Source organism: Fructobacillus cardui (genome assembly GCF_963580785.1).
GTDB lineage: Bacteria > Bacillota > Bacilli > Lactobacillales > Lactobacillaceae > Fructobacillus > Fructobacillus cardui.
In genome coordinates this window covers 380,306-404,777 of sequence record NZ_CAUZLS010000001.1, presented here as the reverse complement: position 1 = coordinate 404,777, position 24,472 = coordinate 380,306, and the positions used below count along the sequence as shown (strand labels likewise).

The 24,472-nt window shown below is 43.8% G+C and carries 21 protein-coding genes; 17 read left to right on the top strand and 4 right to left on the bottom strand.

The genetic code is table 11. From position 1 onward, the window contains the following. The first annotated feature begins 3 nt into the window (after positions 1–3). The 4 genes from AABI20_RS01915 to uvrA all read left to right on the top strand — a co-directional run bounded on the left by AABI20_RS01915 (position 4) and on the right by uvrA (position 7,496). Positions 4–264: a DUF1797 family protein gene (locus tag AABI20_RS01915; RefSeq protein ID WP_047975370.1), complete on the top strand. Its 261-nt coding sequence runs from the start codon at positions 4–6 to the stop codon at positions 262–264. A 20-nt stretch (positions 265–284) separates the two neighbouring features. Next, a complete protein-coding gene (locus AABI20_RS01910) occupies positions 285–2,399 on the top strand; it encodes an LTA synthase family protein (protein WP_338346615.1) in 2,115 nt (704 codons plus the stop codon). Positions 2,400–2,511: 112 nt separating this feature from the next. Further along, positions 2,512–4,521, top strand: coding sequence for an excinuclease ABC subunit UvrB (uvrB, locus tag AABI20_RS01905; RefSeq protein ID WP_047975368.1), 2,010 nt, complete (start codon positions 2,512–2,514; stop codon positions 4,519–4,521). Between the two features lie 86 nt (positions 4,522–4,607). Next, on the top strand, positions 4,608–7,496 hold the full coding sequence (gene uvrA, locus AABI20_RS01900; protein WP_338346613.1) for an excinuclease ABC subunit UvrA: 2,889 nt from the start codon (positions 4,608–4,610) through the stop codon (positions 7,494–7,496). A gap of 87 nt (positions 7,497–7,583) precedes the next feature. Here uvrA and AABI20_RS01895 read toward each other — a convergent pair whose 3' ends face one another. Then, positions 7,584–8,546 (bottom strand): thymidylate synthase, encoded by a 963-nt coding sequence (locus tag AABI20_RS01895; protein ID WP_047975366.1) that lies wholly within the window; start codon positions 8,544–8,546, stop codon positions 7,584–7,586. Between the two features lie 79 nt (positions 8,547–8,625). Then, on the bottom strand, positions 8,626–9,105 hold the full coding sequence (locus AABI20_RS01890; protein ID WP_047975365.1) for a deoxycytidylate deaminase: 480 nt from the start codon (positions 9,103–9,105) through the stop codon (positions 8,626–8,628). A 108-nt stretch (positions 9,106–9,213) separates the two neighbouring features. On the opposite strand from AABI20_RS01890, the gene AABI20_RS01885 reads away from it, so the two are divergent. From AABI20_RS01885 to AABI20_RS01830, 12 genes are all read left to right on the top strand, one after another. Next, positions 9,214–10,068, top strand: coding sequence for a bifunctional 5,10-methylenetetrahydrofolate dehydrogenase/5,10-methenyltetrahydrofolate cyclohydrolase (locus AABI20_RS01885; protein WP_047975364.1), 855 nt, complete (start codon positions 9,214–9,216; stop codon positions 10,066–10,068). Positions 10,069–10,265: 197 nt separating this feature from the next. Next, positions 10,266–11,225 (top strand): ATPase, T2SS/T4P/T4SS family, encoded by a 960-nt coding sequence (locus AABI20_RS01880; RefSeq protein WP_338345513.1) that lies wholly within the window; start codon positions 10,266–10,268, stop codon positions 11,223–11,225. A gap of 3 nt (positions 11,226–11,228) precedes the next feature. Continuing rightward, positions 11,229–12,263 carry a type II secretion system F family protein gene (locus tag AABI20_RS01875; RefSeq protein WP_047975363.1) on the top strand — a complete coding sequence of 345 codons (1,035 nt, stop codon included), beginning with the start codon at positions 11,229–11,231 and terminating at the stop codon, positions 12,261–12,263. Between the two features lie 242 nt (positions 12,264–12,505). Beyond that, on the top strand, positions 12,506–12,808 hold the full coding sequence (gene comGC, locus AABI20_RS01870) for a competence type IV pilus major pilin ComGC (protein WP_047975388.1): 303 nt from the start codon (positions 12,506–12,508) through the stop codon (positions 12,806–12,808). Then, entirely contained in the window at positions 12,792–13,190 is a 399-nt protein-coding gene (locus tag AABI20_RS01865; protein WP_288845876.1) for a hypothetical protein, read from the top strand. Before comGC ends, AABI20_RS01865 begins: the two co-directional genes overlap by 17 nt. Positions 13,191–13,224: 34 nt before the next feature. Next, a complete protein-coding gene (locus AABI20_RS01860; protein WP_047975361.1) occupies positions 13,225–13,425 on the top strand; it encodes a hypothetical protein in 201 nt (66 codons plus the stop codon). Continuing rightward, a complete protein-coding gene (locus tag AABI20_RS01855) occupies positions 13,406–13,834 on the top strand; it encodes a hypothetical protein (RefSeq protein ID WP_047975360.1) in 429 nt (142 codons plus the stop codon). Before AABI20_RS01860 ends, AABI20_RS01855 begins: the two co-directional genes overlap by 20 nt. A gap of 24 nt (positions 13,835–13,858) precedes the next feature. Next, positions 13,859–14,179 carry a hypothetical protein gene (locus tag AABI20_RS01850; RefSeq protein ID WP_338346609.1) on the top strand — a complete coding sequence of 107 codons (321 nt, stop codon included), beginning with the start codon at positions 13,859–13,861 and terminating at the stop codon, positions 14,177–14,179. Positions 14,180–14,216: 37 nt separating this feature from the next. After that, complete coding sequence (locus tag AABI20_RS01845) at positions 14,217–15,221, top strand: class I SAM-dependent methyltransferase (RefSeq protein ID WP_338346607.1); 1,005 nt, start codon at positions 14,217–14,219, stop codon at positions 15,219–15,221. A gap of 42 nt (positions 15,222–15,263) precedes the next feature. Next, entirely contained in the window at positions 15,264–16,496 is a 1,233-nt protein-coding gene (locus AABI20_RS01840) for an acetate/propionate family kinase (protein ID WP_338346605.1), read from the top strand. Between the two features lie 174 nt (positions 16,497–16,670). Beyond that, a complete protein-coding gene (locus AABI20_RS01835; protein ID WP_047975356.1) occupies positions 16,671–17,888 on the top strand; it encodes a glycoside hydrolase family 73 protein in 1,218 nt (405 codons plus the stop codon). Between the two features lie 126 nt (positions 17,889–18,014). After that, positions 18,015–18,959 carry a GRP family sugar transporter gene (locus tag AABI20_RS01830; RefSeq protein ID WP_288845883.1) on the top strand — a complete coding sequence of 315 codons (945 nt, stop codon included), beginning with the start codon at positions 18,015–18,017 and terminating at the stop codon, positions 18,957–18,959. A 142-nt stretch (positions 18,960–19,101) separates the two neighbouring features. Here the strand turns inward: AABI20_RS01830 and greA are convergent, their stop codons facing one another. Both greA and AABI20_RS01820 read right to left on the bottom strand, forming a co-directional pair. Further along, a complete protein-coding gene (gene greA / locus AABI20_RS01825) occupies positions 19,102–19,593 on the bottom strand; it encodes a transcription elongation factor GreA (protein ID WP_059393639.1) in 492 nt (163 codons plus the stop codon). A gap of 62 nt (positions 19,594–19,655) precedes the next feature. Next, on the bottom strand, positions 19,656–22,283 hold the full coding sequence (locus tag AABI20_RS01820; RefSeq protein ID WP_338346603.1) for a YfhO family protein: 2,628 nt from the start codon (positions 22,281–22,283) through the stop codon (positions 19,656–19,658). Positions 22,284–22,382: 99 nt separating this feature from the next. On the opposite strand from AABI20_RS01820, the gene AABI20_RS01815 reads away from it, so the two are divergent. Further along, positions 22,383–24,422, top strand: coding sequence for a peptidoglycan D,D-transpeptidase FtsI family protein (locus tag AABI20_RS01815; protein ID WP_338345552.1), 2,040 nt, complete (start codon positions 22,383–22,385; stop codon positions 24,420–24,422). Positions 24,423–24,472 lie beyond the last annotated feature (50 nt).

Genomic DNA, 24,472 nt, shown 5'->3' with positions numbered 1-24,472 from the left:
AGAATGGATGATTTAGCCAGTAAAAGTGTTTTAACAACAATATTAAACCGGCTCTTTGCCATGGAAAAATCAACAGACCAACGTTTTCAAGTTCGACGTTTTGACTCCTATGGCCTAGAAGTTTTAAAGGTAACCCTTGATCAAGAAGACAAGGTTTGGACAATCGAAGAACACCGGCGCAATAAGCAATATAAATTTGATGATGTTGATTTGGTCGCCATCGAGATTTATGACCTCCTCTTCGATATTCAACATACCTTTTAAGTTTTGTGAGGAAAACCGATATGTTAGCTCGTCTTAAAAATGCATTCAAGCCAAAAAAACTCTGGCAAAAGATGAAGAATACTCAGGACTTTTGGACTAGTATTAGTGGTTTTTTTGTTTTGAACCTTTTTTTTGTGTGGTTAAAGACCTATATTAATTACCACATCAATTTCTCTTTGGGCGTCCAAGGACCAATTCAAGATTTCTTACTTTTCTTGAACCCAATTCCAACGGCAATTATCTTGCTCGGGATTGCACTCTATTTCCGCGGGAAAGTGGCTTATATTTTAGCCTGGGTGATGAACTTAATTCAGACCATTTGGCTCTTTGCCAATATTCTTTATTACCGTGAATTTTCTGATTTCCTATCCTTTGGGATTATGGGATCGGGCTCATCAACGGGCAATAACCTGGGAAAGTCGATTGCGGCCATTATTCGCCCAACTGATTTCTTAGTCTATGTCGACTTGATTGTGATGGCCGTTGTCTTACTCTTTAAGTTCTGGCCCATTGATAAGCAAGCAATTCAAAAGCGTTATGCGATTTTGACAACCATTTTAGGAATTGTCTTGATGTTGGTTGATTTTGGAGTCGCTTCGGTTGACCGCTCGGGTTTGTTGACGCGCTCATTTGATAACAACTATATTGTTAAGTACTTAGGCTTAAATGAATATGCTGCCTTTAACGCCTGGCAGACCAACAATCAAACGAAATCTCGTAAAGAAGCCAGTGCTGCTGATTTACAAAAGGTTCAAGATTTCTTGAAGCAAAACTCAGTGCCGGCCAATATTTCATATACTGGAACGGAAAAGGGTAAGAACGTCTTTGTTATTCACCTTGAGTCGTTCCAGCAATTTTTGATTGATTACAAGGTTGATGGTCGCGAAGTTACACCAAACTTAAATGCCTTCTACCACGATCAAAATACGCTTTCGTTCGATAACTTCTACAACCAGGTTGGTCAGGGAAAGACATCCGATGCTGAAATGATGCAGGAAAATTCCTTGTACGGACTTTCGACCGGATCAGCGATGACTAAGTACGGTTCAAGTAATACCTTTGAAGCGACACCTGCCATCCTCGGCCAGCAGGGCTATACTTCTGCTGCCTTCCACGGTGACGTGCCAACCTTCTGGAACCGAAACAATACCTATAAGTCCTTTGGTTATAATTATTTCTTCTCAAAGAACTTCTATAAGGATAGCGATAAGCCAAGTTATAACGTTGGCTATGGAATGAAGGATAAGATTTTCTTGAAGGATACTGCTCAGTATATCGAGCAGTTGCCACAGCCATTCTATGCCAAGTTAATTACGGTGACAAACCACTACCCATATGAACTTGACAAGGAAGATACTGATTTCCCAGCTACAAAGACCGGTGATACGACAGTTGATGGTTATGTTCAAACTGCTCATTACCTTGATCAGGCTTTCGGCGAATTGATGGCTTATCTCAAGCAAGCTGGGTTGTACGATAACTCTGTCTTTGTTTTGTACGGTGACCATTATGGTATTTCTGAAAACCACAAGCCTGCCATTGCGAAATTGCTTGGTAAGACTTCCGTGAGTGATTATGACTTAGCCCAATTCCAAAAGGTGCCATTCATGATTCATGCAACTGGTTTGCAGGGGGGCATCAACGATACCTACGGTGGCGAAATTGATATGATGCCAACCTTGATGAACCTTTTGGGGGTTTCTACGGAAGGGATGACCATGTTCGGTCACGATTTGTTGTCAACTCAGAATCCGCAAATTGTTGCTTTCCGTGATGGTGATTGGACGACGCCAACTTATAAAAAGTATAAGAACCAATACTTCGATAGTAAGACTGGTCAGAAATTGTCGATTGATAATAATCCAGCGTTAAAGGCAACAGCCCAGCGGGTGCAGTCATACGTTGATGAGTCACTGTCAAATTCGGATAAGGTGATTACAGGTGACTTGCTTCGTTTTGATAAGAATCGTTGGAATTTCCACCAAATTGATAAAAAATCGTATGACTATACGAAGGCCAATACGTTGAAAGCGTTGAAGGCGAGTCAGTCGTCGAGCCCAACTTCGATTTTGGCCTTACGTAACGGCCAATCAACCGTATCGGATTACAAAACTGATGCACCGGAGCTGAAATAAAAAGCAAAACAAGAAAACGAACACGTTCAAGTAATAGAACATGTGTTCGTTTTTTGTTATATTTGTTATAATGTTCCTGAGTGATTTTTTTACCAGGCGAGGAGGATATATCTTGATTACACCGCAAAAAGATCAAAGCTTTGAAGTTGTTTCAAAGTACCAACCGACTGGTGATCAGCCGAAAGCGATTGATAAACTTGTGAAGGGTTTAAAAGATGGCGTCAAAGAGCAGATTTTGCTCGGGGCAACCGGAACAGGGAAAACATTCACAATTTCCAATGTGATTGCCCAAAACAATAAGCCAACCTTGGTTTTGTCACATAACAAGACCTTGGCTGGTCAGCTTTATTCAGAATTAAAGGAATTCTTTCCACATAATGCGGTCGAATACTTTGTTTCCTACTATGATTACTACCAGCCAGAGGCCTATGTGCCTTCTTCGGATACCTTTATTGAAAAGGATTCCGCGATTAATGATGAAATTGACCAGTTGCGGAATTCGGCAACGGCTTCGCTTTTTGAACGCAATGATACGATTGTCGTTGCCTCAGTCTCATCAATCTTTGGTTTGGGTGATCCGCACCAATACCAAAACCATGTGATTTCTTTGCGGGTTGGTAACGAATATGGTCGTAATCAATTGATGCGCGATCTGATTGACATCCAATTTACCCGTAACGATATTGATTTTCAGCGTGGCACTTTCCGGGTGCGAGGCGATGTGATTGAAATTTTCCCGGCTTCCCAGGATGAATTGGCCATGCGGGTTGAATTTTTCGGTGATGAAATTGACCGCATTCGACAAATTTCAGCTTTGACGGGGCAGGTCGTTTCAGAACGAGACCATGTCGCCATTTTCCCAGCGAAGCACTTTATGACCGATGATGAGCGGATGAAGGAAGCCTTAGTTGGTATTCGCCAAGAAATGGAAGACCAGGTCAAGGAATTTGAAAAAGAGGGCAAGCTTCTTGAAGCTCAACGAATCAAGCAGCGAACCGAATATGACCTGGCTATGTTGAATGAAATGGGCTTTACATCTGGAATCGAAAATTATTCACGCTGGATGGACGGTCGCAAAGAGGGCGAACCACCATTTACCCTCTTAGATTTCTTCCCCGATGATTTTTTAATTGTTGTGGATGAAAGTCACGTGACGATGCCACAAGTTCGTGGGATGTACAATGGTGACCGCGCCCGGAAGCAGACGTTGGTTGATTATGGTTTCCGTTTGCCCTCAGCATTGGATAACCGCCCTTTGCAACTGCCAGAGTTTGAGAAGCACGTCAACCAAATTATTTATATGTCGGCGACACCAGGGGATTATGAGCTTTCTCGGGTACCAAAACGTGATATTGTTGAGCAAATCATTCGACCAACCGGCCTGTTGGATCCGGAAATTGAAGTTCGGCCAGTGATGGGACAAATTGATGACTTAGTGGGTGAAATTAACCTGCGGATTGAACGAAATGAGCGTGTCTTTATCACCACCTTGACGAAGCGAATGTCAGAGGATTTAACGGACTATTTGAAGGATGTTGGCATCAAAGTTGCCTACCTCCATTCCGATATCAAGACACTCGAACGAACGGCGATTATCCGTGATTTACGTTTGGGCAAGTACGATGTGCTGGTCGGCATTAACTTGTTGCGTGAAGGAATTGATGTCCCCGAAACTTCTTTGGTGGCCATTTTGGATGCTGATAAGGAAGGTTTCTTGCGTAATCCACGCTCGTTGATTCAAACAATTGGTCGTGCTGCTCGAAATGCGAACGGCCACGTGATTATGTATGCCGATAAGGTGACAAGGGCCATGCAGGAAGCCATGGATGAAACGGCTCGTCGTCGTGACATTCAGATGGCGTATAACAAGGAACACGGCATCACGCCACAAACAATTAAAAAGGAAATTCGCGACTTAATTAGTGCAAGCAAGGCAGCTGAAGAAGTTGAAGACGTTGACTTAACGCAAGTTGACTTTGCTGATTTACCAAAATCAGACCAGACTGAAATTTTGGAAAACCTCACTAGCCAAATGAAGGCGGCGGCCAAGGGCCTAGACTTTGAGACTGCTGCTAAAATTCGCGATAACATTATGAAATTAAAGAAACGGGCCGGCCGTTAAAGGTTGGCCTCAGGTCACCGATGTGATAAAACAGGGGTGAACTTGCCAAGCGAGTGAGTGCTCGTTTGACCATGAAAGAGGATTTTATGGCGAAAGATAAAATTGAAATTCGCGGGGCTCGTGCCCATAACTTAAAAAATATTGATGTTGATATACCAAAGGAATCCCTCACGGTTGTGACTGGCTTATCCGGATCTGGAAAGTCTTCTCTGGCTTTTGATACCCTCTATGCCGAGGGGCAACGTCGCTACGTGGAATCCCTATCCGCCTATGCTCGCCAATTCTTGGGGCAGATGGATAAGCCCGACGTCGACTCGATTGACGGCCTTTCACCGGCCATTTCCATTGATCAAAAAACAACTTCGAATAATCCTCGATCAACAGTCGGAACGGTAACCGAGATTTCAGATTACTTCCGTTTGTTGTTTGCTCGAGTGGGGAAGCCTGATGATCCAAAGGATGGGACGAAAATTCTGCATTCGATTGATCAGATGGTCGAATATGCTCAAAAAGAGTTACCTGAGGGAACTCGTTTGCAGGTCTTTGCACCGATTATCCAGCACAAGAAGGGTACCCACGAAAAGGCCTTTGCTCAGATGCAAAAGCAGGGTTATTTACGGGCTCGAATCGATGGTGAGATTGTTGAACTTGATACGGTTGACGACCTCACTTTGGAACGTAATCGTTTCCATGATATTGATGTTTTGGTGGATCGGATTGTTTTGCGTGCTGATGCCCGGTCTCGCCTTTTCGATTCGATTGAAGCAGCCACGAACCTAGCTGGCGGTTTAGTGGTCTTGGAGCCGGTTGGCCGTGGTGACGAGAAAGTTCCTGCGCCATTGCGGTTCTCAGACCACTATTTGGGCGACCTGAAAGATTTTAAGGTTGGCCGATTGGAGCCGCGGCTCTTTTCTTTCAACGCACCGATGGGGGCTTGTCCTGTCTGTCAGGGGCTTGGAGCGACTCAAGAGGTCGATTTGGATCTGGTTGTGCCAGATGATACTCTGACGTTGAAACAGGGTGCTTTGGCGCCTTGGAACCCAATTTCTTCTAACTACTATCCAGCACTGCTGGAACAGTTCTGTGAACAATTTGGGATTGATCAAAATGTGCCCTTCATGGATTTGTCGAAGAAGGACCAGGACCTGATTTTGTATGGATCGGGTGAGAAGGAATTCCACTTCCACTTCCAAAATGATTTTGGTGGCGTTCGTGATGCTGACCAGGTTTTTGAAGGGGTGCTGAACAACGTTTCCCGGCGTTATAAGGAAACCAATTCCGACTTTACTCGTGACCAGATGGCTCAATACATGACGCAACTGACTTGTCCAGCATGTCATGGATACAGGTTAAACCCGGCGGCCTTGTCCATCAAGGTTGGTGGCCGCAATATTGGTGATGTTACTAATTTGCCAGTTGATGAGGAATTGGCTTATTTTGCTGATTTGACCTTTGGCCCCCAAGATCAAGAAATTGCCCAGCCAATCTTAAAAGAAATTCAAGATCGACTTGGTTTCTTACAGTCCGTTGGCCTGGATTACTTGACGTTGTCTCGGTCAGCTTCCACATTGTCTGGTGGGGAATCGCAACGAATTCGCTTGGCGACACAAATCGGGTCAAATTTGTCTGGGGTCCTCTATGTTTTGGATGAACCATCGATTGGTTTGCACCAGCGTGATAACGATAAACTGTTAGCATCGATGCAGTCAATGCGCGATTTGGGGAACACGTTGGTTGTCGTTGAACATGACGAAGATACTATGGAGGCTGCCGACTACCTCATTGATGTGGGCCCTGGGGCTGGGTCACTTGGTGGCCAAATTATGGCTGCTGGTACACCGGACGAAGTCATGAAGAATCCCAAATCTTTGACTGGCCAGTACCTCTCAGGGAAACGCTACATTCCGGTCCCAAAATCTCGTCGCAAGGGTAATGGCGAAGAAATTGTTATTCGGGGAGCGAAGGAAAATAACCTGAAAAACATTACGGCGAAGTTCCCATTGGGAAAGTTTGTGGCCGTTACGGGTGTTTCTGGATCGGGTAAGTCGACACTGGTCAATACCATTTTGAAGCGAGTTTTGAAGCAAAAACTCAATAAGAATTCAAATAAGCCTGGTGCCTACCGCTCGGTTGAAGGAATTGAAAACCTAGAGCAAGTGGTCGACATTGACCAATCACCAATTGGTCGAACGCCACGGTCTAATCCGGCAACCTATACGGGTGTCTTCGATGATATTCGCGAGTTGTTTGCCCAAACAAATGAGGCTAAACTTCGTGGCTACTCCAAGGGACGGTTCTCCTTCAATACGAAGGGTGGCCGCTGTGAAAACTGTCGTGGTGATGGGGTCATCAAGATTGAGATGAATTTCTTGCCGGATGTTTACGTGGCCTGTGAGGTCTGTGGCGGTACTCGCTACAACTCCGAAACCTTGGAAGTCACTTACAAGGACAAGACGATTTCTCAGGTCTTGGATATGACCGCCAAGGAAGCTCTTGATTTCTTTGCACCAATTCCAAAGATTGCACGTCGCTTGCAAACCATTAATGACGTTGGTTTGGGCTATGTAAAATTAGGCCAGTCCGCAACCACCCTATCAGGTGGGGAAGCACAGCGAATGAAGTTGGCTTCTGAGTTACATCGCCGGACAAACGGGAAAACGATTTATATCCTCGACGAACCAACAACCGGTTTGCACACTGATGACATTGCTCGCTTGCTAACGGTTTTGAACCGCTTGGTTGATGCCGGCAATACGGTCGTCGTCATCGAACACAACCTGGATGTGATCAAGTCAGCCGACTGGTTGATTGATTTGGGTCCAGAGGGTGGTGCCGGCGGTGGGAAGATTTTGGTCACTGGTACACCGGAAAAGGTGGCGAAAAACACCGAATCTTATACGGCTAAGTATTTGAAAAAAATTATGGACCGGGATATTGCCCGTGAAAATCGCGATGAAAAATCAGGGCAGTCCTAAAGAACAATAAAAACGGCAGTGACCATCTAAAGTTAAATGGTCACTGCCGTTTTATTTTTAATAATATTCGGATGTAAATGATCTTGCTTAAACTGCAACCGCACCTCGGATAGCTGGTTCTGATTCATAATCCAAAATTTTAATATCATCCATGGTGTAATCAAAGATTGATTTGACCTCAGGGTTTAGCCAAAGCTTTGGCAATGGATGCATTGGTCGACTGATTTGTTCTTTGACTTGGTCGATGTGGTTCTTGTAAATGTGTGTGTCACCGATAGTGTGGACGAAGTCACCAACTTCTAGACCGGTTTGGGCAGCAATCATGTGGATTAACAGCGAATAAGAAGCGATGTTGAAGGGCACACCTAAGAAGAAATCACCCGAACGTTGGTAAAGTTGTGCTGAGAGCTTACCCTCGCTGACATAGTACTGCGACAAAACGTGGCAAGATGGTAGTGGTGCTTGTGGAGTCGTTTCGGCATTCCAAGCAGACAAAATCAAACGTCGAGAGTTCGGATTGTTCTTGATTTGGTCGATTAAGTTGCTGATTTGGTCTGTGGTGCCACCATCGGGTAAAACAGATGCCCATGATCGCCAGAGCTTACCGTAAACCTCACCGATATAACCGTACTTTTCCATAAAGTCATCATCGTTTAAGATTTTGTCGACGAAGATGTCCTTTTGTTCCTGGTAGATGGCATTAAATTTGGCATCGGTTTGTGAACGCAAGCCAAAATCAGTCATGTCTGGTCCGCTATATTCATCGGACTCAATCCAGTTTTTAAAAGCCCATTCGTCCCAGATATGGTTGTTGTTTTGCAACAAGAAGCGGATGTTATTATCGCCACGCAAAAACCAGAGTAATTCTGATTTGATCAGCTTGAAGAAAACTTTTTTAGTGGTTAACAGAGGGAAGCCTTCCTGGAGGTCAAAACGCATTTGCGTTCCGAAGATTGAATAGGTTCCGGTCCCGGTCCGATCGTCCTTGTAATGGCCTTCGTTCAAAATTTTAGCGGCCAGATCGAGGTATGTTTGTTCGTTTTGACTCATGAGTAAGTCCCCTTTAATAAAAATTAATCCTTCTCAGTATAGCAAAAAAGCAAGGAGTCCTCCTTGCTTTTTCTTGGGTCTAGTCTTTAATAAATTGAGCGAGATTGATTTGTTCAGCCGTTTGGGCTTCGAAGGGAACTTGGACTAAGGCAACGTTTTTTTCTTTTAAGAGGGACTCGGCGAATTCATCATTGCGATAGTCGCGCATGAAGTTAATTTTGGTAATGCCGGCTTGCAGCAAAAGTTTTGTACATTGCACGCAGGGAACATCGGTCACATAGACTTCTGATCCTTCAACGGCAATCCCCATCGAGGCGGCTTGCATGAGAGCGTTTTGTTCAGCGTGAACGGCTCTGATGCAGTGACCATCAACGATATAGTCGCCAACTTCTGTACAGTGAGGAGTACCGGAAACGGCACCGTTGTAGCCAGAGGCGATAATGCGATGGTCCTTCACGAGGATGGCACCAACGTGACGTCTAGTACAAGTTGACCGGGTTGAGAGGATGGCGGCTTGTGCGATAAAGTATTGATCCCAAGAAATACGGTTGTCAGACATGAAAAATTACCTTTCTGTAAACAAAAAACAGTTTTATTCTGATAAAATGGTCTTACAAAGATATTTTATAATAAAACGTTCGGAAAATCATGAACAAGGAGAAACATAATGGCAACTATTTTAGACGGAAAGGCCCTCTCAAAGGACCTCAAAATCGCACTGGCGGACAAGGTCAGGGAATCTGGGTTGAGTCCAAAGCTAGCGGTTGTTTTTGATCCAAAAAATGATGGATCACGTCTCTATGTTGGCATGAAGCAACGCGCAGCAGCCAAGGTTGGCATTGCCACTGAGGATATTGCGGTTGCTGACGATGTGACAACAGAAGCCGTCTTAAAGATTGTAGCAGATTTAAACGCAGATCCAAGCGTGACTGGTATTTTGGTTCAGGCACCATTGCCAGAAGCTGTTAACGACCAGCAGGTCTTCTCAGCTATCGCCCCTGAAAAGGATGTTGATGGATTAGGTGCTTTCAACCAGGGAATGCTCTTTGGTGACCAACCTGGTGAATACGCCGTGGCAGCCACTCCTCAAGGCGTGATGACGATGTTGAAGCATTATGACATTGATCCATATGGTAAGAAGGCTGTTGTCGTTGGTCGCTCTCAACTCTTTGGTCGCCCAATGGCTGCCTTGCTGAATAACGCGAACGCAACGGTGACGTTGGCTCACCGTTACACACCACGCGAAATGCTCCTGGATTCTCTCAAGGATGCGGACATCGTTGTCGTTGGAGTAGGTATTGCGAACTTTATTACTGGTGACCAAATCAAAGATGGTGCTGTTTTGGTTGATGTTGGGATGAACGTTGTCGATGGTAAGGCGACCGGTGATATCGAATTTGCCTCGGCCGAAAAGAAGGCATCCTTCATTACGCCAGTTCCAGGTGGTGTTGGTCCAATGACCATTGCCACTCTGTTGGAAAATACTTTTGCAGCAGCTTTGAACCAAGAAAAAAATCAGTAAAAATTAATCATGCTTATTTAAAAGATCGAATTCATTGAATTCGGTCTTTTTTGTTTTTCAAAGCTTTCCTCGTCTAACCCAATAGTGTTGTATAGAGGGCAATGAAGCAAAAAAAATTGGTTAACCAAACGCTTTGAAGTTGAGCAATTTTTTGCTGAATTGGTCGTCTTACTCACTAGCGATGAAAGGAGGACACCATGATCAAGAATTTGGCCAATTGGCCCGAACATGAACGAGCAGACCCCGCTGATTGGATTCAAGCAGTCCTAGCATGGGGGCAGACGAAAAAGGTAACAGACTTTTATTTTTTACCGGCAGAAGGTGGTAATTACCAGGTACGAGCGCAAATTTTGGGTCAAGTGAGAATCCTGGCAGTGATGGAAGCAGATTTTGGAAAACGAGCCTTAGCTGTGGTTAAGTACCGGGCGGGTTTAAATTTGGCCGAGAGCCGTCGGCCACAACTGGGACGCTTTGATTTTGGTCAGGGCTTTATCCGCGTTTCAACCGTTGGCGACTTTTTGGGACAGGAAAGCGCGGTTTTACGGCTAATCTATCCTGATTTGTCGCAAAACCGCTGGTTTGAGCCAGCAATCTTTGCAGACTTAGTTGCCGAAAAAATTAGCGCTGGCCTCTATCTGGTAGCCGGCCCCACAGGGGCAGGTAAGACTAGTACCCTTTATCGCTTGTTGGCTGCCTGGTCACCAGGCAAAGTTGTTTTAACGGTTGAGGATCCGGTTGAAATCTATCAGCCAGCTTTTTTGCAACTGCAGGTCAACGAACAGGCAGGAATTGATTACCAATCCTTAATTAAGGTGGCCCTGCGTCACCGGCCAGATCTATTAGTGATTGGCGAGATTCGTGATGCCAAGACTGCTCAGGCCGCCCTTCAAGCAGCCCTAGCTGGTCATTTGGTGTTGAGTACTTTGCATGCCAATTCTGAACTAGCAGTTTTTGGCCGCTTGCTCAATCTCGGCCTTGACCGTCAATTACTGAACCAAGCCTTAGTTAAGACAGTTTATCAGCGCCTGCTTCCAGATTTAGATGGTCAGCTGGGGGTTGTGTGCGGGGTGGCTAACTGGCAGTCGGGTGAAGTAACTCATCACCGTCCCTATGCAGAAAATGTAAAACGCTACCAACAAGGAAATCAGGAGGTTTAATCGATGCGTCTGCAACGAAAAATACGTTTTTCTGAAAGTGACCAGGTTCTTTTTTTAGCCGAGCTTGGTGAGTTAACGGCATCTGGTTATGCCTTATCGTTGAGTCTCGATGTTTTAGCGAGTGCCCATCCAGGTTGGCAAGAAAGGCTACAGACCATCCGTGGCCAGTTGGAGCATGGCCAACCGTTAGCTACAAGTCTGGGGAAAGTTTTAAGTCCTTCGGTTGGAATTTATCTTGATTTGGGTCAGTTACATGGTAATTTTGACCAAACGCTGACCGCTTTGGCGAGTAACTTTGACCAAGTGTTGCGCTACAAACAAAAGCTCCGCCAGATTCTAACTTATCCGGTGATTTTATTGGTCTTTTTATTATCCCTGGTTGTGGGGATGGAAATGTATCTTTATCCCATTTTTCATGCTTTGTCGGCCGGACAAAAGGGGAGTCAAGGTCCAGGCACCAATCCTGCTCTCTTTTATTTGCATGGCTTAGCTTTTCTCTTTGGCCTTGTCTTAGTCATGATTATTATTTCGATTTTCTTACTGAAGCGTTTAGCACCACTACAACGAATTCAAGTTGTCGCTCGGGTCCCTTTTTTGGGCAGGCTGATGCAGACACTCTTAACTTATCTGCTAGCAGAACATCTGGGAATTTTGCTGTTAGCAGGCCACACGCTGCCCAATGTGATTAATCGTTTTGCGGCCTTATCCGCTAAGAAAAACGGACTGGTTGTGGCCATTGCTAAGCGAGCCCAAGGTGCCGTGCAAAGCGGTCAAACTTTGCAAAGTTGGATTGGCAATCAATCTTATTTGAAAAAGCCACTAGCGACTTATTTAGATAGGGGATTTACCGGGCTAGTACTTGGTACCTACTTGACTTACTATGCCAAAAGCGAATTTCAACGGTTTGACCGCCAAGTCAGTCGATTATTAGGCCTCATCCAACCAATCTTTTTTGCCTTGATTGGACTGACCATTGTTTTGTTATACCTCGCAATGCTATTACCGTTGTATAAAAATTTAGGAGGAATGTCGATATGACGCACACAGCTGACTTTGTTAAGCATACACAAACTGGAACGGGGGGACGGTCTCGATTGGCTGGGAGGCCCCGGGATTACTGTCACCATCAATCCCATCCGATGAACCAGACGATGCAGATTGGTTTATTCAACCAGCGGTCCTTTTTTCAACCCCACAAACGTTTTTGGCTTAAACGTGAACATCGTAAAATTTGTCAATCAAAGGCTTGCCATGCAGTAGTCCGAGCAAAAAATCGGCGGATAGCAGCGAAGAAAAACGGTTTCACATTGATTGAAGCGACGGTAGTACTCTTCATTATTGGTCTGTTGATGTTACTGATTTTGCCGAATTTAACGCAACAACGAGATAAGGCGCAGCAAACCCATGCAAAGGCAATGGTCGCCACTGTACAGACACAGGTTGATTTGTATGTTAACGACCACCCAGAAAAGAAACAGGTCACAATGGATGATTTAGCAAAGGAAAATTACTTGACCAAGGCACAGCTTGAAAAAGTTAAGGCACTCAAAATTGTGATTGCAGGTCATGAAGCTAAAATTTAAATCCTTTACCTTGATCGAATCCGTGATTGTTCTAAGTCTGGTAGCACTTTTGCTTGGGATTGGATTAGCCTTACGGCCGAGGCAAAATCAGCAGAGTTTTGCAGATTTTCAACAGCAATTTGCTGCCAATTTTCAACGAGCCCGTCTATTTGCACAAGCAAAAGAGGTTGAAAGTATTCTCGATTTTCAATCAGACCAGTTGGTGATTGGTCAAGAAGTGCTTTCTTACCCAGTAAAAAGTAAAGTTGATCAGACAGCAAAAGTCGTGATTAAGCCGAGTGGCTATGTGGCCCCCGGTCATATTTCTTGGCACCAGGGCCAAGTAACCTGGCGTCTTATTTTCCAATTTGGAGGTGGTACCTATCGTTTTGAGAAAGTCTAGAAAATCGTCAGGGTTTGCCCTTGTTGAGGGGGTGATGGCACTAACGCTGATTACTGGTGTGGTTCTTTTTGAACTAGAAACGTTACGCAACTATCAGAAAAAGCAGCGAGAACTGATTTTGCAGAATAAGGCGGCCAACCAGGAAAAAAGAAAGGCGTTAGAGAGATGGCAGTCTTTTGTTGACCAAAATCAAAAGCAAAAGGAAGAAGCCAACCATGACGGCAGTTCAAAGTAAAAATAGCCGGAACAGCTTTACCATGGTGGAAGCAATCCTGGCACTCCTTGTGGCGGCAATGGTTTTTGAGGCAATAATGGTCATTTTGCCACAAAGTAAAAGGGGGCAGACGCAAGATATGCAGATGGATTTTCAAGCGGCTTTAACACAGTTGGGTCGGCAAAACTATCAACTTGATCAAGTTCAAGTGCGTGAAATTCAGCTGAAGAAGACCATTGGCGATCCGGTTACGTTGAAAATTGCTAAGCATGACTTAGTTTTGGCTGGGACTCATCATGGTCGCGTGCTCTTGCTACATGGGATTGATGATTTACGGATTGATAATTTTGGAACCTATCAGCTTTTGACTGTTTTTGATCGGGGGCATGAGAAAGCGAGCGGCACACTTTTTTTGCCTAACACGAAATAGGCCATTGTAGAAGAAGGGTAAAAGATGTTTAATAATCAGGCACGCCAGCAGCGAAACCGTCAGCCAGCCTACTTACTGTTACCGACAATTTTGGCATTGACACTCATTGGCTTGCTGTTCTTTTTACAGACAAAAATTTTTCACCAAAAGCTGCATAGCCAATCATTATTGTTGGAAACGACTATCATCGATACAAGGCAAATTGAAGCATCGCGATTGTTTTACCAAGATAATCAACAATCTGGCCAAATTCAGGGTGATCCTTGGTTAATTGAATCGGGGGAAAAGCAGATTAAAATTACTATCAAACATCAGGATTACTGGCGACCACTTTTAGCCCCTTAGCCTTGTCTAGACTAGCAAAAAGGGCTAAAATAAAACCATGATAAATCAAAAAATTCCTGCATATTTTGAAAAAATTGATCAAGCCGTCGTGACGGTGAAAAATCAAGAAAAAACGACCAATCGAGAAGCCCTTGTCATGGCTTTAGAGAGGTTAAATAAAAAAGAGATTCTTAGCTCCGACCATGACCAATTGGCTGATGATTCTAAAAAGGCTTTACAGTCGTTAGAAGAGATTGACTGGCCAAGATTGTCTTTCAGCGACCAACGTAATATCTTACAACTTTTGGTTTTGAAAGCTGATCGAGAGGATAAAGTACCAGCAAACCTTCAGTTAACCCCAGATGGTATTGGTTATCTTTTGGGCGATCTGATTTACCAGACAGCTAATCCTAGTGAACAAACGAGTATCAATGACATGGTCATTGGCACTGGCAACCTCCTATGGACAATTGTTGAAAGCTTTAGTCGTCATGACCTTTTGCCCCACGATTTAATTGGGATTGATAACGATGAAGGTCAGCTTGATTTGGCCAGTGAATTGGCAGCTGCGCTTAAAGAAGACCCAACACTGTTTTTGGGGGATGTTGTTGGCTTGAAAAACGAGGAAGTTGCGCCTGCTGATGTTGTGATTGGTGATTTACCAATCGGTTACTACCCGCAAGAAGCACCAGAAAACTTTGTCACAGCCTTTTCAGAACAAGATGGCCAATCTTATGCTCATTATTTAATGATTGAAAAATCATTAGACTTAGTGAGGGATGATGGTTGGATCTATCTCATCGTGCCAAATGATTTATTAACAGGGCCACGGCATGAGTCAATCCTGAAATTATTCTCACAAAAGGCTCAATTAAAGGCATTCTTGTCACTGCCAGCAGAGTATTTCCAAAATCAAGAACAGGCGAAAGCTTTCTTGGTTTTACGGAAGAAAGATGCGCTGCCAAAGCAAGAAGTTTTGATGGGACAGTATCCTTCCGTTAAGGACCAAAAGGCCTTGCAAGAATTTTTGCAAGATATCCAAGCCTGGGGTAAACTAAAGTAAGTTAGAAATGAATTAAAAAACAAAGATAGGTGGATTTTTTTCATGGCAAAGATTATGGCAGTGAATGCCGGTAGTTCTTCATTGAAGTTTCAGCTCTTAGAGATGCCACAAGAGCAAGTAATCGCCCAAGGGTTAATTGAACGAATCGGAATGGATGATGCCATTGTAACGATCAAGTTTGCGGCCAATGATCAAGCGGCCAAGAATGCTGATGTTGAGGTATCTGGTGACAAGGCTAAGTTTAAGACCGTTACCGCCATCAAGGACCACCAAGTTGCCATTAACTTGATGCTTGAAAAGTTGTCAGAATTGGATATTATCCAAGACTTTAGCGAAATCGTTGGTGTTGGTCATCGCGTTGTTGCTGGTGGTGAATACTTTGACAAGTCTGTTTTGGTGAACGATGATGTCTTAGCTAAGATTGATGAATTGGCTGATTATGCACCATTGCACAACCCAGCCAACGCGTTGGGCATCCGTTCTTTCCAAAAGTTATTGCCAGACGCAACTTCTGTCGCCGTCTTTGATACTTCTTTCCATCAGACAATGCCAAAGGTGAACTACCTTTACTCATTACCTTATGAATACTATGAAAAGTATGGTGCACGTAAGTATGGTGCTCACGGAACTTCACATCGTTATGTTGCCGGTCGTGCTGCTGACATCTTAGGCAAGGATTTGAAGGACTTGAAGTTGATTACCTTGCACCTTGGTGCCGGTGCTTCAATTACGGCTGTTAAGGGCGGTAAGTCATTTGATACATCAATGGGCTTCACACCATTAGCAGGTGTGACGATGGCGACTCGTTCAGGGGATGTGGATGCTTCATTGGTAAACTTTATCCAAACCAAGGAAAATTTGTCAAATGAAGACATGTTGACAATTCTGAACAAGAAATCAGGATTGCAGGGAATTTCACAGGTCTCAAGTGATATGCGTGATCTCTTGGCTGCCCGTAAGGACAACGAACAGGCTGATTTGGCAATTAAAATCTTTGTTGACCGTGTTGTTCGTTACATCGGTCAATACATTGCTGAAATGGGTGGTGCCGATGCTTTGGTCTTTACTGCCGGGATTGGTGAGAATGCTGATTGGGTTCGAGAAGAAGTCGTTGACCGCTTAGGTTACTTTGGCATCAAGATTGACCAGGATAAGAACACTGGTTGCCGTGAAGAGGCTGATGTTTCAGCTGCTGATGCCAAGATTAAGACTTTGGTTGTGCCAACTGATGAAGAATTGATGATTGCTCGAGATGTGCAAGAATTGATGGCTTAATTTTATAATTACTTAATCAAAGGAAAACATAATGAGTACAACGCTGCTTGCACTCGTTATGTTTTTTTAATTATATTTCTTTATAAAGGGTAGTATACTAGGAGTTGCTGGTTAAACTCCCGTACAAATCGAGTTGATCAGGCGAAATAAGATTGAAGATTGGAAACATTACTGATGGAATTTGAAAAACGTCGGCAATCGTCAAAGAAACGCAAAAAACATAGTTGGCGGTTCCGAATTATCATGATCCTATTCGTTTTGCTATTAGCAGCTGGTGGGGCCTTCTGGTTCAATCGCCAGGGATATCAGGCAAAGAATCCAAATGACACCGCGGTCACGATGGTTACAGTCAAGGACAAGGCGAGCGTCAAGGAAATCGGTGCCCAGTTGCAAAAAGAGGGGATTATCCGCAATAGTCGCTACTTTGTTAGTTATGCAAATAAGTATGGGGCTAAAGATATTGCGGGTGGCACTTATCCCTTGTCACAGGTTCAAGATATTGCTGAGATTTACCAAGAATTAACAGAGGGTTCTGGAGCTGAACCGGTTTTGTCTTCCGGCTATACCTTTATTTCAAATACGAAGACAGCAGAGCAGACGGCACAAACAATTGCTGATGCTGCTGGTGTATCAAAGTCTGATTTATTGGCTGCTTATAGTGATAGTGATTTAATTGCTCAAGCTAAGAAGGAATACCCACAGTTATTCTTAAATGCCAAGAGTGACCAGACTTTGTATGATTTCGTCTATCCAGGAATCTATCGTTTCAAGAAAGAAAAGTCTGCCAAGGATTTGGTCATGACCATGTTGAAACAGACGAATAAGACCTTAAAGCCATATTATGCTCAATTGAAAGCCAATAAGATTCCGGCATCGACAGCCATTTTGCTAGCGGAAAACGGCGGTAAGAAAGAGTTTGACCGGCGTTTAGCCTTTATTAGGAAGATTGCGCCATATAGCCAGAGTCTTCAATCCCAGTATGGTATTCTGGCGTCAATTTCAATCGCTCAGGCTATCCACGAATCAAACTGGGACGATTCTGCGTTGTCATCAAAGTATAATAATTACTATGGTGTGAAGACGGATGACACAACAGCTGGTAAATCAGTCGTTTTGCAGACTCAAGAAGTTGAAAACGGTCAAACGGTGACGAAGAATGCTCGTTTTGCAGTTTACGACTCTTATCAAGATTCCATGAAGGCTCACGCTAAGACAATCGCCAATGGAAATACTTGGAATGCCAACCAGTTTGCTGATGTCTTGGCTGCTAAAAATTACAAGGATGCTGCCCAAGCATTGTCAACTGATGGTTATGCCACAGATCCTAGTTATCCAAAGCTGATTATCCAGATTATTGAAAATTGGAACTTAGCTCAATACGATAAAAATTAACCTTTGAAAGTCTGCTTTGTCAGGTTTTTTTTTATTTCGTGAAATTTTTTTGTAAAAAACGTTGTGTAACCGTTTACATTCGTGTAGAATATAGCTTGTAAGATAAGTGAAAGGAACTTAAACATTATGAATTTTGCAATTTTAATTGCCTTGCTCCCAGCTTTGTTCTGGGGTTCAGTTGGGCTCGTATCAACAAAGATGGGCGGATCTGCCTCACAACAAACTTTCGGAATGTCAATTGGAGCATTGATTTTCGGAATGCTGACACTCTTCGGTTTCGTATTACCACACGGCTTCTATCTTGGTTCTGAAATCTGGGTTGTCGGTATTCTATCAGGATTGGTTTGGGCCATGGGGATGGTTTTCCAGTTCTTGCTCTTCAAGGAAATGGGTGTTTCATTGGGAATGCCTTTGTCAACAGCCGGCCAGATCATTATGAACGCTCTGTTGGCTGCCACTCTCTTGGGTGAGTGGAAGAACGCCGCTATGTGGATTGTTGGGGTTATCTCAATCGCCTTGGTCGTGACTGGTGCAACCTTCATTTCAAAGCCAGATAAGACAGCCGCAACGCCTTCAAAGATTGATGCTAAGGGAATCTTCTACTTAGTGATGTCAACTGCGGGCTTCATGCTCTACTTCGTTTTGCCTAACTTCTTGTCAAAGATTGGTTATATTTCAGATGACATCAAGTCTGCCGGTCACGGTTTGAACTACATGACGGCCATCGTTGGTCCTCAGGCCATCGGTCAGGTAATCGGTTCATTGATCATCGTGCTCTTCGTCTTCCGCGAAGGAAAGCAAATGTTCTCAAAGCCAACTTGGAAGAACTTGGTAACTGGTTTGGTTTGGGCCGTTGGAAACATCTTCATGTTCGTTTCATCTGCTAACCCGGCCGTTGGTCAAACGATTGCTACTGCTTTGTCACAGTTGAGTATCGTTGTTGGTACCTTTGGTGGTATCTACATTTTGCATGAAAAGAAGACTTCTACTCAAATGAAGTTTATCATTGCCGGAACACTCTTGGTTTTGATTGGTGCTATCTTGATTGGTAACATTCACTCCTTCGCATAATTTATTAATTCATCATATAAGCAACATAATATAAATCAGAAAGGCGGACCCTTCCAAAAAATTGAAGGACCCGCCTTTTGCTTTGCTGATTTTATCTTAACATCAAAAAAACCACTCAAACTGAATTGAATGGTGTTCTAATTTAGTCTTGCTTTGTCTTAACAGACAAGATTTCAACTTGAATTTCAACGTTGTTAGGCAATGGCACCTTAACGGTGTCGCCCTTATGCTTGCCAAGCAAGGCAGCAGCCATTGGTGATTCATTTGAAATCTTACCAGCCATTGGATCCGCTTCAACAGAACCAACGATAGTATAGGTTTCGGGATCTTCATCTGGAAGTTCCTTAAAGGTTACTTCCTTACCCAATGTCACTTCATCGCTGTCAGAGTTGTCAGCTGAAATAATTTCAGCGTTTTCAATCATCTTGCGAACGGTCACAATCCGTCCTTCAACAAAGGCTTGTTCGTCCTTTGCTGATTGGTATTCAGAGTTTTCAGACAAATCGCCGTATGAACGTGCGATTTGAATGCGGTTAGTAATTTCTGGACGTTGCTTGGTAATTAAGTCATCAAGCTCCGCTTGCAATTTGTCACGACCTGCGGCCGTCATTGGGAATTTCTTTTCTTCCGCCATGGTTCTCTTCCTTTCAGTGCCATGTAGCACAAAAAATACAGCACGTTGAATATATCACGGTCCTAGCCTCGGCGCAAGGCTTGTCGTCGATTCTTTTTAAATGATGCATAGGCAGCGATTAAGAGTGCTGTTAGCATTGATAAAAAGAGACCGGGCACTAGCAGCGGTGGTGTATAGGTTAAGGTTACGTGGTGCTTACCAGGGGGTGTCGGAATGGCAATCAGCCCTTGGAGCACTGTCTTTGTTTTGACCACCTTGCCATCAACCTTGGCCTGCCAACCTGAGGCAGCTGGAATACTAGTCATAATTAAGGGTTGGTCGGCTGTTGTGACAATCGTACCACTAATTTTGCGTGAATTGGCATTTTTAATGGTTAGTGAGTGTTGTTTTAGTTTTGCTAGGTCTTGGTTAACGGCTTGTTGATCGAAGTAGTAGATGGCGAAGTCGTCAAGGTAACGTGAATTAGCCCCGTCATTTAAGGTAATTGTTAAGATTTGAGGCTGGTCCTTCTTGTTGGTGTTGAGGTTCAGGGCCACCGTATGGTTATATGAACTTGACTGGGTCAGGAGTTCACCATTGAGTCGAAGGTCGACTGAATCAAGGTTGATTGCGCCGCCAATATTAAGGTAGTAAGAATCATTAGTTGTTGGTGTGTAAACTAAGGTTAAGATAGCTTTCTTATGCTTATTGACCTTTTGAATTGTCCCGCCCGTCAAATCAGTCGGCGTTGTTAAGTTTTCAGTTTTGAGAATCTGGAAAGGTTCTCGATAAAGTAATTGCTGGTCCGATTGACCGGCAAGGCTGGCAAGAAGGTTTGCCTGATTGACCAGTGGGTAACGCACGGATAGTGGAGTGGTCAATGCCTGATTTGAAGCAGCATAGGCCAGGCTAAGAGCAGTTGGATTCTCTTTTAGTGCCCAATTTTTGCCACTAGCAACGCTCTTTTGCTGATTGTAGTCGGGACGATTGCTTTGTTTCAAATAGGCGGAACTAGTATTTAAGTGGCCGGTTGTTTGGATAAAGTATTTAAAGGCCAGCAGAGAATCGGTGATGGTAGTGCCATTATCGTAGGCAATTTTGGAATCACCTTCGATTTGGCCGATGTTTTGGTAAAACTGACCTGTAGTGGCAGGGAGCAGGGATGAAAAATGGCTGCCAGCCTTAAAGTTAGCCGAAAAGCCATCGTTATAGGTTCGACTGAGGCCCTGACTAATGCGATACCAAGAATTATCGTGCTTAGTGGCTGCTTTGGAAACTGCCGTGAGTCGGGTAACGCCAGCCTCATAGGTGGCCTTTGTTAGATAGGAAAGGTGGTTTAACGTCTTGCCAGCATTAAAAATCAGGTAGCCAGTGGTCACAATCAATAGAAGCAACATCTTCACTTGATTGCCGTCGATCACAATTAAAATCAGGATGGTTAAAAGGTAGCCGAAGAGAAAGCCGAGAAGTGCATTTTTATCAAGGTAAGATACCTTTAGCAGTTGGCTAGATCCCCAGATTGTTAGTGCTAAAACAGCCACAAGGTAAAAAGTACGGGCGAACAGGCTGGGCTGACAATTTGGCTGAAAGCCCTTGGCAGCAAGGACAATTAAAAAGAAGGAAATCAAAAAAGAGAACCGAGCTGGGTACCAAACGGGGTATTGCCCACCATGGAAAAGTAAAATCAATGGTGCAAAGGTCGTTGCTAAAATTAAAATCACTAAGATGAGGGCGGCCATCAATTTTTCACGAAGTAAAAATTTTTTGCTAGCAAAAAAGGCCCAGAGAGCAATCAAAATTAATGGTGCTACTAAAAAATTAGCCTGACCGGTTTGCATTTGATCAAAATCAAAGGAACCAGGCATTAACTTCAGGAATAATAACAGTGGGTTATTATCAAATTTGAATAGCCAGGTGGAATTGTGAGTTGTTTTCCCCATCTTCAGTTGGGCGTAGGTCGGTAACCAAAGCCAAGCGGTTAAAAAAATGCTTAAGATTCCTGATTTTACCAATGTGAAAACAATTTTTAGCCGATTTTTGATTTGACCGTCAAGCAGGCGAAAGGGAACATAAAGAAATAAGAAGAGTCCCACCATCCAGGCGATGTAATAATTGGTGATAATCGTCGCCACCAGCATTGCCAAAAAGGCCCCGGAACCCTTGTGGGCCAGGAGTCGTTCTAATGACAGAATCAGCAAAGGGAAGATGGCGGCAGTGTCCAACCATAGCAGGTTTAAATCATTGGCGATAAACCAGGCTGAGAGTGGGTAATTAATGGCAAAAATCAGAATCCAATAGCCTGACAGCCAATTCATCTTCTTAATTAAAAGCGCCATCGAAAAGCCGGCTAAACCGATTTTTAAAACGGTTACGACTAAAATCCAAATGGGCATGGTTTTTGTTGAGGCGAGTAAGAAGAGGAGGTTAAATGGTGACATTAAATAATAAGACCATTCACCAACCATGTCGCCACCAATTCCTGATGAAAAGGAATAAAAAAAGGCAGACGGATCAGATAGAATCGTGTGCTTAAACTGAATAAAGTAATCCAGGTATTGCTGGCCCAAATCAACCGTTAAAATGGTCGATGAACCAAAGGGCGTCATCCCGCGACCAGCAAAATAGGCGGTCATTAAAATAACAGGAATTAGAAAGGAAAGCGTGACTGGTGAAAAAAGGTATTTTTGGGCGATTTGTCTGTAATTATTCATGCCTCTAGAATAACAAAATTCGGTTGAAATTTAGCGATAAATTCGCTTTTTATGGTAAAGTAGAGAGAATCATAATGAACATAAATGGAAAGAATTCAAATGAAGCGCAATCCTTACCTTGAAGACCGTGATAAAAATGACGCCAGAGCAAACTTGCCATCCCGGCTAAAATTACTTTTAGGCGTCGTCATTGCTTTAACAATGGCATTGATTATTCAATTGGCCTTTCTGACAATCAAACAGGGACCAGCCTTTGAAACAGAGGTTAGCAAGTCCGATGAAACCGTTGAATTAGGTAGCGCCCAGCGTGGCCTGATTTATGATAGTACCGGTAAAGTCATTACCGGTAATAAGCCCGAAGCGGCAGTGACTTATACTAGAGGAAAAACAACGACTTCGGCCCAGATTGCTAAAATTGCCAAGACGCTATCCAAGTATATTTCAATCGATACTAGTCGTTTAAGTAATCGGGCGAAGGCCGATTACTATCTCGTGACAAACTCAACGGAAGCAACAAAGATTCAAACGAAGTTGCAAAAGCAATATGGGAAGACTGCCGATGGTTGGTCGTCTACTCAATTGAGTACTTACCAAGCGCAGTACGTGATGAATCATAATCTGGATAAGGATATTGATGCCAACCAGGCGATGATTTTCCAAAAGATGTCAGGAGCCTACGCGCTATCAACAACCTACATCCAAGAGTCAGGTGTTTCCGATAAGGCACAGGCTGAAATTGGGGAACGGTTGTCTGATATGCCTGGTATCAAGATTGGCGAGTCTTTCTCTCGTGATTATCCTGAGGGGAATGATTTCGAACCAATGGTTGGTACGGTCACCAATGAATCAACTGGTTTGCCGGAAGACCGATTGCACACACTGTTGGCACAGGGTTATTCACAAAATGAACCGGTTGGTAGCTTTGCTCTTGAAAAGCAGTATGAATCACTATTGAAGGGGTCACCATCACAAACGGTGATTTCGACGATGAATGGTGTCAAGAGTTCTGATATTAAGTATGAGGGACAGGCTGGTGACTCTTTGAAGTTGACCATCAACTCTGCCTTCCAAAAGAAAGTGCAACAAATTTTGGAAGATAATTTGCCTGGGGGTGATGTGCAAGGAGCTTATGCGACTGTTATTAATCCCTATACTGGTGCAATTTATGCCATGGGTGGGGTTAGTCGTGATAGTAAGACTGGAACGAAGACGGCCAATCCGTTAGGAAACATTAATGCTGCCATCGTCATGGGGTCTGTTGTTAAGCCAGCTATCCTGGCCACTGGTTTCCAAAAAGGCGTGGTCACCCCAACGAACAATACGATGTATGATCAGGCGATTAAGATTCAAGGAACGCCAAACATTACTTCATACTGGAACCAGGGTGGTAGTCCGGTGGCCGTTGATGCCCCAACAGCCTTGGAACGGTCTTCGAACACTTACTTCGTTCAATTGGGAATGAAAATCGGTGGTCAGACTTATTATCCGGGTGAACAGTTGAAGCTTCGTTCTGATGCCTTCCAAACGTTGCGCAATGGTTTGGCACAGTTTGGCTTGGGAACGAAGACGGGAATCGATATTGATGGCGAAACAGCGGGTTATCGTGGACCGACAGACGGTGCCAATATTGGAAAATATTTGTACGAATCCTTCGGACAGTATGATTCTTATACCACCATGCAGTTGGCTCGTTACGTTTCAGTAATTGCTAACGGTGGTTACCTAGTCCAGCCGCACTTGGTTGGTTCGGTTTTGCAGAGTGATGTTTCTGGTAAGAACCAAAAGACCGTTTGGACGGCACAACCACAACTTCAAGGTCAAGTCTCTTTGACCACGGATCAATGGAATGTCATTAAGAATGGAATGTACCGAGTGGCCAACGGTTCAGACCCACATAACACGGGATCTAGTTTGCACGGCTTGTCGCCACAGGTTTATGCCAAGACTGGTACTGCCGAAACAACAACCAATGGTCATTCGACTTATACTGAGTCAATGGTGGCTTATGTACCAGGTCAACCATTTGCCATGTCTTTGGCTATTCCAGGATTGAACTCCTATTTGGATGGAACAAATGGTCGTATCTCAAAGGAAATTATTAATGCCTTTTGGGATACTGTGATGAATAAGCCAAGTTAAAATTAGTTAAAAAGACAATAAGCATCAAAAAAACCAGTACTGAAATTTTT

Excerpts from the sequence above, each read along its gene's own strand:
- AABI20_RS01840 (WP_338346605.1), top strand. The coding sequence starts at position 15,264 with ATGGCAAAGATTATGGCAGTGAATGCCGGTAGTTCTTCATTGAAGTTT.
- AABI20_RS01915 (WP_047975370.1), top strand. The coding sequence starts at position 4 with ATGGATGATTTAGCCAGTAAAAGTGTTTTAACAACAATATTAAACCGG.
- AABI20_RS01845 (WP_338346607.1), top strand. The coding sequence starts at position 14,217 with ATGATAAATCAAAAAATTCCTGCATATTTTGAAAAAATTGATCAAGCC.
- AABI20_RS01850 (WP_338346609.1), top strand. The coding sequence starts at position 13,859 with ATGTTTAATAATCAGGCACGCCAGCAGCGAAACCGTCAGCCAGCCTAC.
- AABI20_RS01895 (WP_047975366.1), bottom strand. The coding sequence starts at position 8,546 with ATGAGTCAAAACGAACAAACATACCTCGATCTGGCCGCTAAAATTTTG.
- AABI20_RS01865 (WP_288845876.1), top strand. The coding sequence starts at position 12,792 with ATGAAGCTAAAATTTAAATCCTTTACCTTGATCGAATCCGTGATTGTT.
- AABI20_RS01910 (WP_338346615.1), top strand. The coding sequence starts at position 285 with ATGTTAGCTCGTCTTAAAAATGCATTCAAGCCAAAAAAACTCTGGCAA.
- AABI20_RS01875 (WP_047975363.1), top strand. The coding sequence starts at position 11,229 with ATGCGTCTGCAACGAAAAATACGTTTTTCTGAAAGTGACCAGGTTCTT.
- AABI20_RS01885 (WP_047975364.1), top strand. The coding sequence starts at position 9,214 with ATGGCAACTATTTTAGACGGAAAGGCCCTCTCAAAGGACCTCAAAATC.
- AABI20_RS01855 (WP_047975360.1), top strand. The coding sequence starts at position 13,406 with ATGACGGCAGTTCAAAGTAAAAATAGCCGGAACAGCTTTACCATGGTG.
- AABI20_RS01860 (WP_047975361.1), top strand. The coding sequence starts at position 13,225 with ATGGCACTAACGCTGATTACTGGTGTGGTTCTTTTTGAACTAGAAACG.
- AABI20_RS01890 (WP_047975365.1), bottom strand. The coding sequence starts at position 9,105 with ATGTCTGACAACCGTATTTCTTGGGATCAATACTTTATCGCACAAGCC.
- AABI20_RS01820 (WP_338346603.1), bottom strand. The coding sequence starts at position 22,283 with ATGAATAATTACAGACAAATCGCCCAAAAATACCTTTTTTCACCAGTC.
- AABI20_RS01815 (WP_338345552.1), top strand. The coding sequence starts at position 22,383 with ATGAAGCGCAATCCTTACCTTGAAGACCGTGATAAAAATGACGCCAGA.
- uvrA (WP_338346613.1), top strand. The coding sequence starts at position 4,608 with ATGGCGAAAGATAAAATTGAAATTCGCGGGGCTCGTGCCCATAACTTA.
- AABI20_RS01835 (WP_047975356.1), top strand. The coding sequence starts at position 16,671 with ATGGAATTTGAAAAACGTCGGCAATCGTCAAAGAAACGCAAAAAACAT.
- AABI20_RS01880 (WP_338345513.1), top strand. The coding sequence starts at position 10,266 with ATGATCAAGAATTTGGCCAATTGGCCCGAACATGAACGAGCAGACCCC.
- AABI20_RS01830 (WP_288845883.1), top strand. The coding sequence starts at position 18,015 with ATGAATTTTGCAATTTTAATTGCCTTGCTCCCAGCTTTGTTCTGGGGT.
- greA (WP_059393639.1), bottom strand. The coding sequence starts at position 19,593 with ATGGCGGAAGAAAAGAAATTCCCAATGACGGCCGCAGGTCGTGACAAA.